Source organism: Pseudonocardia wallangbongensis, assembly GCF_054486945.1.
Genome location: NZ_JBRERS010000010.1, coordinates 63,752 through 81,170 on the forward strand (window position 1 = coordinate 63,752; position 17,419 = coordinate 81,170).

At 72.9% G+C, this 17,419-nt stretch carries 12 protein-coding genes; 9 read left to right on the top strand and 3 right to left on the bottom strand.

All coding sequences use genetic code 11. The features are described from left to right. Positions 1 to 220: 220 nt before the first annotated feature. The 3 genes from chvE (at position 221) to mmsB (ending at position 4,223) form a co-directional block, all read left to right on the top strand. The gene (gene chvE / locus ACU436_RS30310) at positions 221 to 1,345 is read left to right on the top strand and encodes a multiple monosaccharide ABC transporter substrate-binding protein (RefSeq protein WP_459030674.1); all 1,125 of its coding nucleotides are present in this window, start codon (positions 221 to 223) and stop codon (positions 1,343 to 1,345) included. Positions 1,346 to 1,443: 98 nt separating this feature from the next. Next, positions 1,444 to 2,982, top strand: a complete 1,539-nt coding sequence (gene mmsA, locus ACU436_RS30315; RefSeq protein ID WP_459030424.1) for a multiple monosaccharide ABC transporter ATP-binding protein — start codon at positions 1,444 to 1,446, stop codon at positions 2,980 to 2,982. Then, the gene (gene mmsB / locus ACU436_RS30320) at positions 2,979 to 4,223 is read left to right on the top strand and encodes a multiple monosaccharide ABC transporter permease (RefSeq protein WP_459030425.1); all 1,245 of its coding nucleotides are present in this window, start codon (positions 2,979 to 2,981) and stop codon (positions 4,221 to 4,223) included. Before mmsA ends, mmsB begins: the two co-directional genes overlap by 4 nt. A 195-nt stretch (positions 4,224 to 4,418) precedes the next feature. Here mmsB and ACU436_RS30325 read toward each other — a convergent pair whose 3' ends face one another. Then, positions 4,419 to 7,547, bottom strand: coding sequence for a hypothetical protein (locus ACU436_RS30325; RefSeq protein ID WP_459030426.1), 3,129 nt, complete (start codon positions 7,545 to 7,547; stop codon positions 4,419 to 4,421). A gap of 152 nt (positions 7,548 to 7,699) precedes the next feature. On the opposite strand from ACU436_RS30325, the gene ACU436_RS30330 reads away from it, so the two are divergent. Next, a complete protein-coding gene (locus tag ACU436_RS30330; protein WP_459030427.1) occupies positions 7,700 to 10,639 on the top strand; it encodes a BTAD domain-containing putative transcriptional regulator in 2,940 nt (979 codons plus the stop codon). A 68-nt stretch (positions 10,640 to 10,707) separates the two neighbouring features. After that, positions 10,708 to 11,295: an RNA polymerase sigma factor gene (locus ACU436_RS30335; protein ID WP_459030428.1), complete on the top strand. Its 588-nt coding sequence runs from the start codon at positions 10,708 to 10,710 to the stop codon at positions 11,293 to 11,295. A gap of 4 nt (positions 11,296 to 11,299) precedes the next feature. Here the strand turns inward: ACU436_RS30335 and ACU436_RS30340 are convergent, their stop codons facing one another. Together ACU436_RS30340 and ACU436_RS30345 are read right to left on the bottom strand one after the other, a co-directional pair. Further along, a complete protein-coding gene (locus tag ACU436_RS30340; RefSeq protein ID WP_459030429.1) occupies positions 11,300 to 11,734 on the bottom strand; it encodes a hypothetical protein in 435 nt (144 codons plus the stop codon). A 124-nt stretch (positions 11,735 to 11,858) separates the two neighbouring features. Continuing rightward, entirely contained in the window at positions 11,859 to 12,686 is an 828-nt protein-coding gene (locus ACU436_RS30345) for an LLM class flavin-dependent oxidoreductase (RefSeq protein ID WP_459030430.1), read from the bottom strand. Positions 12,687 to 12,760: 74 nt separating this feature from the next. Here ACU436_RS30345 and ACU436_RS30350 point away from each other — a divergent pair, with 74 nt between their 5' ends. The 4 genes from ACU436_RS30350 to ACU436_RS30365 all read left to right on the top strand — a co-directional run bounded on the left by ACU436_RS30350 (position 12,761) and on the right by ACU436_RS30365 (position 17,224). Next, complete coding sequence (locus tag ACU436_RS30350; protein ID WP_459030431.1) at positions 12,761 to 13,222, top strand: MarR family winged helix-turn-helix transcriptional regulator; 462 nt, start codon at positions 12,761 to 12,763, stop codon at positions 13,220 to 13,222. Between the two features lie 79 nt (positions 13,223 to 13,301). Next, on the top strand, positions 13,302 to 14,063 hold the full coding sequence (locus ACU436_RS30355) for a 3-hydroxybutyrate dehydrogenase (RefSeq protein ID WP_459030432.1): 762 nt from the start codon (positions 13,302 to 13,304) through the stop codon (positions 14,061 to 14,063). 72 nt (positions 14,064 to 14,135) lie between these two features. Continuing rightward, positions 14,136 to 15,416 carry an MFS transporter gene (locus tag ACU436_RS30360; RefSeq protein ID WP_459030675.1) on the top strand — a complete coding sequence of 427 codons (1,281 nt, stop codon included), beginning with the start codon at positions 14,136 to 14,138 and terminating at the stop codon, positions 15,414 to 15,416. Positions 15,417 to 15,442: 26 nt separating this feature from the next. Further along, on the top strand, positions 15,443 to 17,224 hold the full coding sequence (locus ACU436_RS30365; protein WP_459030433.1) for a helix-turn-helix domain-containing protein: 1,782 nt from the start codon (positions 15,443 to 15,445) through the stop codon (positions 17,222 to 17,224). Positions 17,225 to 17,419: the final 195 nt, after the last annotated feature.

Consider the following 17,419-nt stretch of genomic DNA (forward strand, 5'->3'; position numbering starts at 1 on the left):
CCGGCGAGCGCTACGGTGACGCCGAGCGCCGGACGGGTGAGGCGTTGCGGTGGCGTTATCCGACCGTAACGGCAGCGTGTGCCCGAGGGGTTGACGCCTACCCCTGTTAGCGCTCACATTGGGTCGCCCGCCCCAGGCGGGACCCACGTTCGGTTCGGGGCAGGCATCTCGAGGAGGAGACGTGTACAGGAAGCTCGGATTGGTCGCCGCGGGCGCCGCCATGGCGCTCGTGCTGGCGGCCTGCGCCGGCGGCGGCGCCGGTGGGGGCGGCGGCGACGCAGGTGGGGACGCCCAGCAGCAGCCGGGAGACCTGCTCGTCGGCGTGGCGATGCCCACGCAGACCTCGGAGCGGTGGATCGCCGACGGCAACTCGGTCAAGCAGCAGCTCGAGGAGGCCGGGTACCAGGTCAACCTGCAGTACGGGAACGACGACATCCCGACGCAGTCGCAGCAGATCGACCAGATGATCACCCAGGGCGCGGACGCGCTGATCATCGCCGCGATCGACGGCACCGCCCTCACCAGCCAGCTGGAGACCGCGAAGTCCCAGAACATCCCGGTCATCTCCTACGACCGGCTGATCCGCAACAGCGCGAACGTCGACTTCTACGCCACGTTCGACAACCGCCAGGTGGGCGTCGCGCAGGCCGAGGCGCTCCTCACGGGGCTCGGCATCAAGAACGCCGACGGCTCGCCGGGCTCGGCCACCGGACCGTTCAACATCGAGCTCTTCGCCGGCTCCCTCGACGACAACAACGCCTTCTACTTCTACAACGGCGCGATGTCGGTCCTGAAGCCGCTGATCGACAACCGCACGTTGGTCGTCAAGAGCGGCCAGACCGAGATCGATCAGATCGCGATCCAGCGCTGGCTGCAGGAGACCGCCCAGAAGCGCATGGAGGACCTGCTGACCGCCGCCTACAACGACGGCACCAAGATCAACGGTGTCCTGTCGCCCTACGACGGGATCTCCCGGGGCATCATCACCGCCCTGCAGAACGCCGGGTACGGCCCCACGACCGACAGCGGCGCCAACCCGATGCCGGTGGTCACCGGGCAGGACGCGGAGATCGCCTCGGTCAAGCTGATCTCCGACGGCGTGCAGAGCTCCACGATCTTCAAGGACACCCGCAAGCTGGCGGAGCAGGGTGTCATCGCCGCGAAGGCGTTCCTCTCCGGCACCCAGCCGGAGGCCAACGACACCACGACGTACGACAACGGGGTCAAGGTCGTCCCGTCCTACCTGCTGCCGGTCGTGACCGTCTACAAGGACAACATCCAGTCCGAGCTCGTCGACACCGGCTACTGGACGGCCCAGGAGGTCGCCAACGGCCAGGCCGGCTGACCCGGGAACCCGAGCGCGGCGGGCCCCGGCTGCGGATGCTGCCGGGGCCCGCCGAACCACGCAGGATCCTCGGCGGCCCCGAGAGAGCGAAGAGGTCCATGGACGACTACATCCTGGAGATGCGCGGCATCACCAAGACCTTCCCCGGCGTCACCGCACTGGCCGATGTGAACTTCGCGGTGCGGCGGGGCGAGATCCACGCGATCTGCGGTGAGAACGGCGCCGGCAAGTCGACGCTGATGAAGGTGCTCTCGGGCGTCCACCCGACCGGCGACTACGAGGGCGAGATCGGCTACGACGGCGCGCCCGTCCGGTTCTCGGGCATCCGGGACAGCGAGCAGGTCGGCATCGTGATCATCCACCAGGAGCTCGCCCTCGTCCCACACCTCTCGATCGCCGAGAACATCTTCCTGGGCAACGAGCGCAGGGGCCGCAGCGGCCTCATCGACTGGAACAAGACGAACGCCGAGGCCACCCGGCTCCTCGCCGAGGTCGGCCTCGCGGAGAACGCCGTCGCCCCGGTCGGGCAGCTCGGGGTCGGCAAGCAGCAGCTCGTGGAGATCGCCAAGGCCCTGTCGAAGGACGTGCGCCTGCTGATCCTCGACGAGCCGACCGCCGCGCTGAACGACAACGACTCGGCCCACCTGCTCGACCTGCTGCGCTCCCTGAAGGAGCGCGGCATCACCTCGATCATGATCTCGCACAAGCTCAACGAGATCGTCAGCATCGCCGACCGCACCACCGTCATCCGCGACGGCCGGACCGTCGAGACCATGGACATGAGCGATCCGGACGCCACACAGGAGCGGATCATCCGCGGGATGGTCGGCCGCGATCTCGACAGCTTCTACCCCGAGCGGGAGTCGGAACCCGGCGAGGAGGTGCTGCGCGTCGAGGACTGGACCGTCTGGCACCCCACGCAGGAGCGCACGGTCGTCGAGGGTGCGAACCTCACCGCGCGGGCGGGCGAGGTCGTCGGGATCGCCGGGCTCATGGGCGCCGGCCGCACCGAGCTCGCGATGAGCATCTTCGGGCGGTCCTACGGGCGCAACATCACCGGCAAGGTCTTCGTGCACGGCAAGGAGGTGCGCACGCGCACCGTCGCCGAGGCGATCGAGAACGGCATCGCCTACGCCACGGAGGACCGCAAGCGCTACGGGCTCAACCTCATCGAGGACATCCGGCGCAACGTCTCCGCCGCGGCGCTCGGCAAGCTCTCCTCGCGCGGCTGGGTCAACGGCAACGAGGAGATCAAGGTCGCCGAGGAGAGCCGGCGCAACCTCAACATCAAGGCGCCCAGCGTCATGAGCGTCGTGGGCAAGCTCTCCGGCGGCAACCAGCAGAAGGTCGTGCTGTCGAAGTGGCTGTTCACCGACCCGGACGTGCTGATACTCGACGAGCCGACCCGCGGCATCGACGTCGGCGCCAAGTACGAGATCTACCTGATCATCAACCGGCTCGTCGCGGCGGGGAAGGCCGTGGTCGTGATCTCGTCCGAGCTGCCGGAGCTGCTCGGCGTCTGCGACCGCATCTACACGCTGTCCGCGGGCCGGATCACCGGTGAGGTGCCGGTGCGCGAAGCGACCCAGGAGAACCTGATGGCCCTCATGACCAGGGAGCGGGAGTCCGCAGCATGACCAGGACCGCACCCCCCGAGGAGAAGGCGTCCGAGGGCGCCACCACGTCGGTCGCGCTGCACACCGGCACCAGCAACATCCGCGAGCTGCTCACCCGCAACCTGCGGCAGAGCGGCATCTACGTCGCCTTCGTGGCGATCCTCGCGCTGTTCGCGATCCTCACCGACGGCGTCTCGCTCAGCCCGATCAACATCACGAACATCATCCTGCAGTACTCCTACATCCTCGTGCTGGCGATCGGCATGGTCATCGTGATCATCGCCGGGCACATCGACCTGTCGGTCGGGTCGGTGGTGGCGCTCACCGGCGCGATCTCGGCGGTCCTCGTCATCCAGCACGGCATGCCGTGGTGGGTGGGGATCATCGCCGCGCTGGCCGGCGGGGTGGTGATCGGCGCGTGGCACGGGTTCTGGGTGGCCTACGTCGGCATCCCGGCGTTCATCGTGACCCTCGCCGGCATGCTGCTGTTCCGCGGCCTCACCCAGCAGGTGCTGGGAAACATCTCGCTCTCCCCGTTCCCCGCGGAGTACCAGGAGGTGGCGACCGGCTTCCTCAACGGCCTCTTCGGCGGCCCGGGATACGACGTCTTCACGCTGGTCATCGGGGCGATCGCGGTGGCGGGCTACGCGGTGAGCGGCTTCCGCACCCGGCTGGCCCGGGTCACCTACCAGCAGCCGGTCGAGTCGTTCCCGCTGTTCGTTGCGCGGATCGTGCTGGTCGGCGTGGTCGTCATGTACTTCGCGTGGCAGCTCGCCAACGCCCGCGGCCTGCCCGTCGTGCTCATCATCCTGGCCGTGCTGGTGATGGCCTACGGCGTCGTGACGCGGCGCTCGGTGTTCGGGCGGCAGGTCTACGCCATCGGCGGCAACCTGTCGGCCGCGACGCTCTCCGGTGTCAAGGTCCGGGCCGTCAACTTCTGGATCTTCGTCAACATGGGCGTCCTGTCCGCCGTGGCCGGGATCATCTTCTCCTCCCGCTCCAACGGCGCCCAGCCGGGCGCGGGCAACATGTTCGAGCTCGACGCGATCGCGGCGGCGTTCATCGGCGGCGCGGCCGTGACGGGTGGCGTCGGCACCGTCGTCGGCGCCGTCGTCGGCGGCCTGATCATGGCGGTCATGAGCAACGGCATGCAGCTCATGGGCATCGAGCAGCCGATCCAGTCCGCGGTCAAGGGCATCGTGCTGCTCCTGGCCGTCGCCTTCGACATCTACAACAAGCGGCGGGCCGGGGCCTCGCGCTGAGCTCGGTGGCGGGTGTCCACTCGGAGGCCCACCAGCAATTCCGCGCCTTACCGCGGCGATCACCAGGGCCCAAAGCCCATGATCGGCGATTGGGCGCGTTCTCGTGCCGATTCCGCCCGTTTTCGCGCCGAAGCCTCGATCAAGTCCGCGAAACCGGCCTCCGGAGGCCCGGCAAGCCGGAGCATGCTGCTGCCCCTACCCCGGCAGCACGATCCGGTAGTCGAAGTCCCCGCCGTCCGGCGCGACGATCTCCAGGTCGTCCGTCATCACCCGGTGCAGGCGCAGCGTCGCGACCGTCGGCGGGTCGTGCGGCGCGCGAGCGGCGGCGGAGAACTCGCAGCCCGGTCCGAGCTCCAGCCGGACGGCGAGCCCGGCGTCGTTCACGACCTCGGCGCTGCGGCCGTCCGGGGCCACCGTGGCGGTCTGCCGCCTCCCCTGCATCGCGGCGGCCCAGAGGTCCACGCAGAACTCGTTCGCGACGCGGTGGCCCGGGAGGGTGCCGGCGTAGGAGACGTGCACGACCCGGCCGTCCAACCGCACGGTCTTGCGGAACCGGCCGAACGCCTCGACGTCGTGCTCCACCACGCCGCGCTCGCCGGCGCATTTGGCCCGGTGGTCCTCCGCGAGCCTCGCTTCGAGGTCGGGGAGGTTGTCCGGCGCGTCCTCCGGCGGGCTGCCCTCGCCGTACTCGAAGGTGACGGCCACCGCGTCCGCATTCTCGACCTCGTCGTAGGCGTTGAAGTTGTCCGGGTAGTACCAGTCGAAGGCGGCGTCGCCCGCCGGGCTGGTGCCGGTGGTGCCCCGGCTCGGGTCGACGTCGCAGGCGACGTAGCCGTGGTTCGGGGTCCACACGGTGTTCTGCAGCACGATGCCGTCGCACTGCACCCCGCTGTCGGACGGCCAGTCCATGTCGAGGAACTGGTAGGCCTTGCACGTCCCGCTCACCGAGTACGGATGCCCGTCGGCCATGCAGAACAGGTGGGTGATCCGGCCGCCGTTGCGGTCGAGAACCACCAGCGCCTGCGCGTTGTGGAGCACGACGCTGGGCAGCGGGTCGTGGTCCCAGTGCAGCCCCGGCGCCCGGCGCCACGCGGGCGGCGTGTCGCGGTCGACGACGTCCTCCAGCTGCGCCACGCGGCCGACGACGGGCCCGGCGTCGCGGAACGCCCCCTCCGGCCCGCGCTGCGCCCATGCCGCCCAGACCGCGGCGGCGAGGTAGACGTGGGTGTTGCGCAGCTGCAGCGACTCCGCCACCACGAAGTCCTCCGCCTCGACGCCCCCGGGCTCGTTCTCGGGCACCCGGGCGCGTTTCGACCACTGCGACTCGTGCAGGTTGAGGGTGAAGTACAGCCGGGCGAGGTCGAACAGCTGGTTCCGGCAGTCGGCGGGCCAGGCCGCGATGGCCCGCTCGGCCCGCTTCGAGACCGCCTCGAGGTCCTCCCCGAGCCACGCCACCCGCGTCCGCGCCCACGCCGCGTACCACGTGTCGAACGCGAGCCCGAAGTCGTGGCCCGCCACCGGGTCCAGGTGCAGGCGCCACTCCTTCTCGATGTACGGGTCCGACGCGCGCACCAGGTCGAGGTCGCCGACGCAGTCCGCGTCGCCGAGGTCGTCGGTGGTGACCACCTGCACCCACGGGTGGGCGGCGAGCCACGACAGCGTCGCCTGGTAGCGCTGGTTGAACTGCAGCTCGGCGCCGTGGTAGACGCCGTCGAACCAGCCGTTGCCGCTCGCCTTGTCGGCGTCGTCGGAGTAGACGAGGAGGTTGCCGCGCCGCAGCTGCGGCTGCGCGGCCAGCTCGATGAACTTGCGCCGCAGGTCGTACGCCACCTTGCCGCGGTCGGCGTCGCGGTCGTCGGCCCCGAGCAGCTTGTCCTTCATCTCCGGGTCGATGAACAGCACCTTGAGCCCGCTCGTGCGGTCGCGCCACAGGTACTGCCAGCTCACCCACCGGCCGTCGGTCTCCCGGCCCATCGGCGGGGCGGCGTTGCGGACGACGGTGGCGGTGTCCTCCTCGCCGTTCTCGCGGTGCCCGCCGTCGACGACGAGGAACTGCATGCCCGCCTTCTGCAGCGCCTGCACGACGTTGGGCCGGTCGGTGACGATCCGCGAGTCCGGGTAGTAGACGGGCCGGGTCTCCCCGAGGATCTCGCGCATCGCGTCGGAGCCGAGCGTGATCGCGTCGAGGTTCGTCGCGGCCGTGTAGTAGGGCAGCCGGTGCGCCCCGAACCCGGCGACGACCGGCACGAGGAGGCCGTCGCGGACGTCCTGGCGCATCTGCCGGAGGTCCTCGGGGCAGTCGTGGGCGAGGAGGTCGAGCAGCCCGCCGTTCATCGCCCACATCTGCGGGATCCCGTAGTGGCGGTGCGAGTCGAGGGTGAACGCGTACCCGTCGCCGGTGTTGCTCTCCTTGCTGCCGGGCCGGCTGCTGTAGCTCGCGGCGGGATCCCGCATCGTCACCTGCGCATAGGTGCGCGGCGTGGGGTAGTCGTCGTCGGCGGTGGCGAACAGGTCGTTGAGGCCCTGGATCGCGAAGTTGACGAACACGACCCGGGCGCTCCCGACCTCCGCGCGCTCGGCCAGGTCGACCTCGACGGCCCTCCCGTGGTGGGTGACGACCACCGGCGGCAGGTCATCCCCCGTGCGCGGCACGGCCACCGTGACCGAGTCGGCCGAGAGGTCGACGAGCGGCAGCGGGTCGGGCTGCGGCGCGCGCAGGTCGATCATCCGGTCGCCGATCTGCACGGCGAGGTCGGGCCGGTCCTGCCGGTGGGCGAACAGGTCCACGACGTCGACGCGGATCTCGTCGCGGTCGGGGGTGCGCCGGTGGTAGAGCACCCACGCGTCGAGCGCCGCGCCGGGCTGCGGGATGAAGATGCGCCGGATGTCGTCGCGGGTGAAGTCGGGGGCGACCGCGACGGTGGTGTAGGTCGCGGAGGTGACCTGCTCGCCCGGGGACGAGGTCACCTCGAGCGAGTAGGTGATCCGCGCCCCCGCCGGCACCGCCGGTAGCCGTGCCTCCAGGTACTGGGCCCCGCTGCGCAGCGCCTCGTCCAGGCCCGCGTAGTAGGGCAGGTGCTCGAAGCGGAACTGGCCCTGGGCCCGCATCTGGTGGCGCATCCAGTCGGCGAAGCCCTCGCGGATGTGGCGCATCCGGGCCCGGGTCGACCACGGTCGCCCGTCCACCTCGGCCTGCAGCCGGTAGGCGACGATCGGCGCGCGGCTCTCGATGCGGAACGGGAGCAGGACGTCCAGGGCGTCCGGGGGCCCGGCGAGGACGCGGGGATAGGCATCGGGCGCGAAGTGGACGATGCCGGCGTTCATTGCGTCTCCCCCTCGGGCGTTGCGACCCCGCGGGAGTCGCTCGCGCCGCGTGTCCGGTCCGTTACGCGCTGAGCGCATGAGCTGCACATCATTGACGCGGCCGCACCGTGGCCGCAACGCTTCTTCCCGGGATTTCGACTCCGGAAGGTGGAGTGGCGACAGCGGTGACCTACGGCGCGAGCACCCGGGACCCGGACGTGGTGCTGCACGTACTCGGCGATTTCACGGTTACCGTCGATAACCAGTTGATCACTCTCGGTGGCCCCCGGCAGAAGGCGGTGCTCGCGCGCATCCTGTCGGGCGCCGACGAGCCGGTCTCCGCCGAGCAGATCGTGGACGACGTCTGGGGCGAACGGTCCGCCGGGTCCACGGTCGCCTCCGTCCACGCCTACGTCTCCCGGTTGCGGAGGCTGCTGGGCGGCGCGGCGATCCCGCGGCTGGCCGGGCGGTACCAGATCGACCGCGGCGTCGTCACGGTCGACGCCGACCAGTTCGCCGATGACGTGTCGCGTGGCCGGGCGGCTCTCGCCCGTGGAGCGGACGACGCGGCGGCGGCCGTCCTCGAGGTGGCCCTCGCCCGGTGGCGCGGCCCCGCCGCGTTCGGCCCGATGCGCGAGGCGCATTTCCTGGCCCCCATCGCGACCAGGTGGGAGGAGCTTCGCGTGCTGGCCGCGGAGGCGCTGGCCGACGCGAACGCCCGCTGCGGACGGGCCGGTGACGACGTCGCCCTCCTGCACGAGCTGGCCGAGCAGGACCCGCTGCGGGAGTCCGTGGCCATCCGGCTGGTCAGGGCGCTGTACGCGGCCGGACGGCAGGCTGATGCGCTGGCGGCGTTCGAGCGGTGCCGCCACTCGCTCGCCGAGCAGCTCGGCGTCGACCCGACACCCGAGCTGCGCCGGGTGCACGCGGCCGTGCTGGCCCAGGAGCCGCTCCCCACGGCCGTCGCCTCGGTGCTCCCGACCAACCTGCCGCCGCGGAACCGTTCCTTCGTGGGGCGGGAGGACGTCCTCGGCCGGCTCGGCAACGTCCTGGACGACGACGCACGCCGCCCGCGGGCGGTGGCGCTGGTCGGCCTGGCGGGCGTCGGGAAGACCGAGCTGGCGCTGGAGCTGGCGCACCGCCGGCGCCGGAGCGGACGGGTCGCATGGTGGGTCCCGGCCGAGGATCCGGCGGGCACCGCCACCGGGCTCGCCGATCTCGCGGCGGCGCTGGGCATCGCCGCGTTCGAGCGCGGAGAGGACACCCACGCGGCGCTCTGGGCCGAGCTCGACCGGGCTCCGGGCTGGGTGCTGGTGTTCGACAACGCGGACGACCCCGCCCTGCTGGAACCGTTCCTGCCCGCCGCCCGGCACGGCGACGTCGTGATCACCTCGCGCAACCCGGCGTGGCGGCGGCTCGCCCGGCCGGTCACCGTGGCCCCGCTGAACAGGGCGGAGTCCGTTCGCTACGTGGTGGACCGCACCGGTGACGCCGACGCCGAGGCCGACACGCTCGCCGACCAGCTCGGGGACCTTCCGCTCGCGCTGGAACAGGCGTGCGCCTACATCGAGCAGACCGGGATGTCGGTGCCCGACTACGTGGAGCTGTTCCGCGAACGGCGGGAGAGCCTGCTGCTGCGCGATCCCCTCGACTCGCGGCCGACGGTCGCCACGACGTGGGGCCTCGCCTTCGACCGGCTGCACCAGCGGTCGCCGCGAGCGGCCGGGCTCCTCGAGGCGATGGCCTTCCTCGCCCCGGACGCGGTCGGCCTCGCGACGCTGCGCGGGCTCGGCCCGGAGGCCTTCGCCGACGAGCTCGACCTGCACGACGCGCTCGCGGAGCTGTTGCGGTTGTCGCTGGTCGACCGCGAGGCAGGCGCCGTGCGGATGCACCGGCTGGTGCAGGACGTCGTACGGGCCCGGATGCCGACCGGCGTGCGGCGGTGGCGGCTCGTCGAGGCTGCCCGCGCGTGCACGGGAGCGGGCTCCGAACCCGACGACGTCGCACCGCACCTGGTGTGCGTCGCCGCGCACGCCGAGGAGCTCGCCACCGTGCCCGACGGGCTGGTGGAGGCGCTGGCCGGGCTGGCGCACCGGCAGGCGACGCGGGCGCTCTACCCGGCCGCACAGCGCGTCCTGGAGGCGGCGTTGCGCCTGCAGGACGGGGCGGGCGACGCCGTGCTGCGGGGACGGCTCATGTGCCAGCTCGGAGAGGTGCTCGACGCCGCCGGGCACCTCGGGCCCGCCCTCGACCTGCACCGGCGTGCGGTGCAGGTCCTGGACTCGACCCTCGATCCCGACGACGTCGTCCTCGCGCACGCCTACAACCGCCTGGGCCACGTCCTGAACTGCGCCGACGACGCGCTGGCCGCGATCGAGGCCCACGAGCGTGCGCTGCTCGCCCTGCAGAAGGCCGCGCGGGACGACCTCGTGCCGCCGGTGCTCGTCGACCTCGGCTACACGCTGTGGGCCGCCGGGCGGCTCGGGCCGGCGGGCGACGCCCTGCGGGCGGGCCGGGAGCTGCTGGAGGGCCAGGACCGGCGCGAGGGGCGGGACTGGGCCCACGCCACCGCGGGGCTCGGTCTCGTCGAGCAGGACGGCGGCAACCTGGAGGAGGCGGTGGCGCTCCAGCGCACCGCGCTCGACGTCTTCGTCCACGCCTGCGGCACCGACCACCCGGACACCGCTCAGACCCTGGACAAGCTCGGCTACGCGCTGCGGCTCTCGGGCCGGGCCGGCGAGGCGGTCGCGGTGCACCTGCGCGCCGTGCGGCTGCTGGAGCGCGTGCTCGGCACCGACGACTCGCGCGTGGCGATGACCCTCACGAACCTCGGCCTCGCCTACGCCGACGCGGGCCGGGGGCGCGACGCGGTCGAGGCGCAGGCGCGGGCCCGGCGGGTCTTCCGCGCGGCGCTCGGGCCCGAGCACGCGAGCACGCTGCTGGCCGGCAGGCGGCTCGCCGTCGCGCTCGCCGCCGGCGGGAACCACTTCCGCGCCCGGAAACTGATGAGCGCCGTCCTCGAGGTCACCGGGCAGCGCATGGAGGGCAACCCCGCCGAGCGGGCCCGGGTCGAGGCGGACGCGGCACGGGTGTTCGGTACGGACACGGTCTAGTCCATTGCAAGGTCGCTGCAAGCGCGACCCGTAACCGTGTACCTCCCGCATGCACTGGGGAGGCAGCCATGTTCAGCCCCGATCCGGTCGCGCCCGCGCCACCGAGCACCGCCCAGCTGGTCAGAGACGCGTGCGACCGGCAGCCCGGCGCATGGCGGGAGCTCGCGTCGCGGTACGAGGGCCTCGTACGCGCCGTCGTGGGCTCCTACCGGCTCCAGGAGGCGGACTTCGCGGACGCCGTCCAGAACACCTGGCTGCGCGCCCTCGAACGGCTCCACACCGTGCGCGACCCCGACAGCCTCGGCGGCTGGCTCACCACGGTCGCCCGGCGCGAGTGCCTCGCACTGCTGGCGCGGTCGCGCCGGGAGACGCCCACGGGGGTCGAGGAGGACCGGCTCGTCGTGGAGGCCCCCGGCCCGGAGGCGGTGGTACTGGCCGAGGAGGCCCGCCGCGCCGTCGTCGACGCGGTCACGGAGCTGCCGGTGAAGCCGCGCGCGCTGGTCAGCGTGCTGTTCTCGACCCCCGAGCCCAACTACGCCGAGGTGTCCCGGCTGATGGGGCTGCCGATCGGCAGCATCGGACCGACCCGGCAGCGGGCGCTGCGGACGCTGCGGTGCGGGCTCGCGCGGGCGGGCCAGGACCTCTGCGCGAGCTGACGGTTCAACGACCGCGGAACCAGGCGTTCGCGGCCGGGCCGAACATCAGCGCCAACGCGGAGAACACGCCGACGACGTGCGCGATTCGCAGGCCGGCGGCCACGAGCGCGGGCGCGTCGGCCGTCACGAGGAAGAGGCCGGGCGATCCACCGGCCAGCAGCCAGGAGATCGGTTCGATCACGAGCGAGATCGTGCCGATTCCGCCGAGGAGCACGGCCACCGTCCAGCGGACGGCGTTCCGGCCCGTGCGCAGCGCGAGCACCAGCACGGCGAGCACGGCGTAGATCCCGAAGCGCGTGGCGAGTTCGCCGGCCGTGGGCGGCGCGGGGAGGAGCAGGTGGACGAGGGCCTCGACGGCCCCGGCGGCGATGGCGCCGAGCCAGAGCAGGACCGAGAGCTGGACGGTGGGCGGCGCGGTGCGCACGGCAACGGAGGTCATGCCTGGAGTGTTCGCCGGAACGTGGCCCAGAACCGCCCGGCGCACCCCCGCACCGGGACGGGGGAAAGCCCCAACCGCCGAGACTTCACGCGGGGGCTCGCCGACGGCGATGCGGCGGCGAGCATCAGCTGCCGGCGAGCCGCTCCACGACCGGGGCGAACTGCTCGAGGAACGAGCCGTTGACGCTCACGTAGGACACGCCGTACGCGTCCCGGCGCCGCCGCAGCTCGTCGGCCATCTCGGCGGGCGTGCCACGCACCAGGGTCTGCGAGTCGTGGGCGACGAGGGTGGCGTGGTCCGCGCCGATGAACTTCTGGGTCCACGGCGGGATCTCGTCGTCGCCCACGGCGAACAGGTTCATGGAGATCTCGATGTCGCCCGCCCGCTCCCCCGCGGCCTCGCGCAGCTGGGTGGCCATCCCGGCGAGGTGGTCGCGCCCGGCGAGCGGGGGCGCGGCGAGCGTGACGATGTCGGCGGTGCGGCCCGCGAGCGCGAGCGCCTTCGGGCCCCCCGCGGCCACCAGCACCGGCGTGTGCCGGTCGCCGTCGAGCTCCCGCAGGTGCTCGATCGACTCGGCCACGTCCCGCAGCCGCTCCCCCGCGGTGCCCCAGGGACGGCCGAGCGCCTCGGCGAACCGCCGCGCCTCCGGGCGCCCGGTCCCGATGCCGAAGTCGAAGCGGCCCTCGGTGAGCACCGAGAGCGAATGCCCGTCCCACGCGGCGGCCCGCGGCGACCGCAGCGGGCTCGCCAGCACGAACGTGGCCACTCGCAGGGTGGTGGTCGCGCAGGCCGCCACCGCGAGCGACGGGAACGGCGAGAGCAGCTGCAGGCCGTCCGGCATCAGCAGGGTGGAGTAGCCGAGCTCCTCCACCCGCTTCGCCGTGGCGCCCCACTGCCGTCCACCGCCCTCGGGCGTCGCCACCACCCCGAAGCGGAACTTCTGCTCGGACATCCCCCACCTCCAGAACGATTACAACTCTGAACGATTACTTGGAGGGTACCGTTCTGGCGCTGTACGGTCTACCCGTGCCACTGGAGAACCCGCCCGGATCGGCCTTCCTCCTCGCCGCGGTCGGCGCGCACGCCGCCGCGCGTTTCGGCGAGCGCGCGGCCGAGCTCGACCTCACGCCCCCGCAGATCGGCCTGCTCGGGCTCATCTCGGCGTCGCCGGGGCAGAGCCAGCAGGCCGTGGCCCAGGTGCTGGGCATGCCACCCAGCCGGCTCGTGGGCCTGGTCGACGCGCTCGCCGACCGCGCGCTCGTCGAGCGCAGGCGCAACCCGACCGACCGGCGCCTCCACGCGCTGCACATCACCGACGCGGGACGGGCCGTGCTCGGCAAGGTCGGCGCCATCGGCCGCGCGCACGACGACGCGCTCTGCCGCAGCCTCGACGCGGCCGAACGCGAGACGCTGCGCGGCCTCCTCTCCCGCATCTCCGCCGACCAGGGCCTGCGCCCGGGCATCCATCCGGGCTACCGCAACGTGTAGCCGGACCACATGTCTCTCATCGACTGATGTGGCCGCACCATAGGGCGGTTCGGACGTCCCGGACGTAGCGTCCAGCGGCATGACCTCCGCCCCGTCGCCGCCGCTGGCCGGGCGCCGCGCGCTCGTCACGGGCGCGGCGTCGGGGATCGGAGGCGCGCTGGCTCGGCGGCTCGCCGCCGACGGGGCGCAAGTGGTGGCCGTCGACCGGGACGAGCACGGGCTGGCCGTGCTCGCGCGGGACGCGAGCGTGGAACCCAAGGTGTGCGACCTGTCCGACCTCGCCGCCGTCGACACGGTGCCGGCCGACGTCGACGTCCTGGTCAACAACGCCGGGCTGCAGCACGTCGCCCCGATCCCCGAGTTCGACCCGGACCGGTTCTCGCTGATCCTGCGCGTGATGCTGGAGGCGCCGTTCCGGCTGGCCCGCCGCACGCTGCCACACATGTACGCCCGCGGCTGGGGCCGGGTCATCAACATCTCGAGCGTGCACGGGCTGCGCGCGAGCCCGTTCAAGGCCGCGTACGTCAGCGCGAAGCACGGCCTCGAGGGCCTGTCCAAGGTCATCGCACTCGAAGGCGCCGAGCACGGCGTCACGAGCAACTGCCTGGACCCCGCCTACGTGCGCACGCCGCTGGTCGAGCGGCAGATCGCCGACCAGGCCCGCATCCACGGGATCGACCCCGGTGCCGTGCTGGAGCGGGTGCTGCTCGCGCCCGCCGCCCTGAAACGGCTCGTCGAGCCGGGGGAGGTGGCCGAGCTGGCCGCCGTGCTCTACGGGCCGGCGTCGGCGTCGATCACCGGAGCGTCGCTGTCGATGGACGGCGGCTGGACCGCCCACTGATACGGAAACGGAGACACCGTGGTCACCGACGGACAACCCCGCGCCAACATCATCAGGGTCGTGGCGGCCAGCATGGCCGGCACGGCCGTCGAGTGGTACGACTTCTTCCTCTACGGCGTTGCGGCGGCCGTCGTGTTCCCGGCGGTCTTCTTCCCGTCGAGCGACGCGGCGGTCGGCACCCTGCTCGCGCTCGGCACGTTCGCGATCGGGTTCATCGCGCGGCCGCTCGGCGGCCTGGTGTTCGGCCACTACGGCGACAAGCTGGGGCGCAAGAAGCTGCTGGTGATCAGCCTCGTGTCGATGGGGGCGGCGACGTTCGCGATCGGGCTGCTCCCCGGGTACGCCACCATCGGGATCGCGGCGCCGCTGCTGCTCGTGGTCCTGCGCCTCGTGCAGGGCTTCGCGATCGGCGGGGAGTGGGGCGGGGCCGTGCTCATCGTCTCCGAACACGGTGACCCGGCGCGGCGCGGCTACTGGGCCAGCTGGCCGCAGGCCGGGGTGCCGGTCGGCCAGCTGCTCGCCAACGCACTGCTGTTCCTGCTCGCCGCGGTGCAGAGCGAGGCGGCCTTCCAGTCGTGGGGGTGGCGGATCCCGTTCCTGCTCTCCGCGGTGCTCGTGCTGATCGGCCTCTACATCCGGCTGTCGATCGAGGAGTCGCCGGTCTTCCGGGCGGCCCAGGCCCGCGCCGCGGAGCGTGCGGCGGAGGGCGAGCGGGAGGTCATGCCGATCGTCGACGTGTTCCGCCGCTACCCGCGCGAGGTGTTCACCGCGATGGGCGCGCGCTTCGTCGAGAACGTCTCGTACTACATCTTCACGATCGTCATCACGACCTACATGACGAAGCGGCTCGGGCTGCCCAGCTCCTTCGTGCTCGGCGCGGTGCTCATCGGCACCGCCGTGCACCTCGTCGTCATCCCGGTGTGGGGCGCGCTGTCGGACCGCTTCGGGCGCAAGCCGATCTACCTGGTCGGCGCCGCGGGCGTCGGGATCTGGGGGTTCGCGTTCTTCGCACTCATCGACACCGGCAGCTTCGCCCTCACGACGCTCGCCGTGATCGGCGGGCTCGTCTTCCACGCCGCGATGTACGGGCCGCAGGCCGCGTTCCTGTCCGAGCTCTTCGGCACGAAGGTCCGCTACTCGGGCACGTCCGTCGGCTACCAGCTCGCATCCGTCGTGGCGGGCGGACTCGCACCGATCATCGCCGTGGCGCTCTACACCTCGTTCGACAGCGGGTACGCCGTGGCGATCTACGTCGCGCTCAGCGCGCTGCTCACGATCGTGGCCGTGGCGACCTACGGCGAGACCCGCCACCGCGACCTCGCCGAGGACCACGCCGTGGAACCCGCCCGCTGATCTCGGCCGATGGCATCATCACCGCCGTGTCGCACACGGCGCTGGAGCTGCTGCGCCTGCTCGCCCAGGACGCGCCCGCCGAACGCATCGAGGAGCAGGCGCGGGTGCTCGCGGCGACCGACCCGGAGACCGGCGCGGTCGCACGCGAGCTCGCCCTGCGCGTCCGGGCCGGGATCGACGCACACCGGCGCCGGGAGACCGAGCTGTCGGCGCTCGTCGACATCGCCCGCGACCTCGCGTCCCTCCCGGAGCCGGGCGGCGTGCTCGACACGATCGTGCGCCGCGCCCGCAGCTTGCTCGGCGCCGACGTCGCGTACCTGACGCTGGCCGATCCGGAGCGCGGCGACACGTTCATGCGCGCCACGGACGGGTCGATCTCCGGCCGGTTCCAGACGCTGCGGCTGCCGCTCGGCGCGGGCCTCGGTGGCCTCGTGGCGCAGACGCGGCGGCCGCACTGGACCGCCGACTACCCCGCCGACGCCGGCTACGACCACACCGCCGAGATCGACGCGGCCGTGGACGAGGAGGGGATCGTCGCGATCTGCGGCACTCCGCTGCTCGTCGAACGGGAGTTCGTCGGGGTGCTGTTCGCCGCGCACCGTTCCCGGCGCCCGTTCACGCGCACCGAGGTGGCGCTGCTGGGCTCGCTCGGCGCGCTCGCCGCCGTCTCCCTCGTGCAGGTGCGCCGCGCCGCCGAGACGGCCGACGCGCTCGCGGCCCTGTCCGACGCGCACGCCGGGATCGAGCAGGCCGCCGCGGCGCACGACCGGTTCGCCGAGGTCGTGCTCTCCGGCGGCGGGGTCGACGACATCGCCGCCACCCTCGGCGAGCTGCTGGGCCGCTGGGTGGCGGTGCTGGACGTCGACGACCAGCGGCTCGCGGCCCACGGCCCGGTGCCCGACGGCCTGGCGGAGCTCCCGGCGGTGCGGCGGGCGGCCGACGCGGCCCGGCTGGTGGGTGCCGGCGACACGTCCGCGGTGGCGGTCCGGGCCGTCGGCCAGCGCCTGGGCACCCTCGTGCTCGGCGGTCGCGCCGCGCTCGACGACGGGCAGGTCCGCACGGTCGAGCGCGCGGCGACGGTGACGGCGCTGGTGCTGCTGTTCCGGCTGCGCGAGGCGGAGGCCGACCAGCGGGTGCGCACCGACCTGCTCGCCGACCTGCTGACCCGTCCGGCGGGCGAGCTGGACCCCACGTTCGTGGAGCGCGGCCGGCTGCTCGGGCTGCGGCTGCGCACCCCGCACGTCGTCGCGGTGTGCCGGGGCGGTCGTGGCCTCGGGCACGGCCTCGCGGGCCGGCACGACGGGTGGGCGGTCGCGGTCGTGCCTGGGCGCGACCCCTCCGCGGTGGCCGACGACCTGGCCCGACGCTCGGGGCGAGATGCCGGCGCGGTCGGTGCGGCAGGCCCCGTCGTGCCCGCCGCGGGTCTGCGCGACGCGTTCGCCGACGCCCGCCGCACCGCCGACGCCCTCGCCGCGCTCGGCCTCGCCGCGGGCTCGGCCCGCGATCTCGGGTTCGCCGGGCTGGTCACCGGTGCCACCGCGGACGTGGAGGGGTACGTCGAACGCGTGCTCGGGCCTGTCGCGGCCCACGACGCCCGCCGCGGCACCGACCTGCTGGCCACCCTGGAGGCCTACTTCGCCGCCGGGGCGAGCCCGACCCGCGCGGCCGGCACCCTCCACGTCCACGTGAACACGGTGGCCCAGCGCCTGGAACGCGTGGCAGCGCTCCTGGGCGACGACTGGCAGTCACCGGATCGCGCCCTGGAGCTGCAGCTGGCCCTGCGCCTGCGCCGCCTCCGGTCCGGGTGAGGTCCTCGGCGCGTTGCAGCGCGGCGACGCGCTGCCTCGCGCTGGATGGTTCCCGCCGGTCGTTCGGCGGCTACCGTTCGGCGCCGATCTCGTCACAAACCGATCACCGATCGTGATCGCCCACTCGACGGACGGGACAGATCCATCCGCAACCCGCCCATGGGTGGTGCGTTGAGCCCGATGACCGGGGCCGGC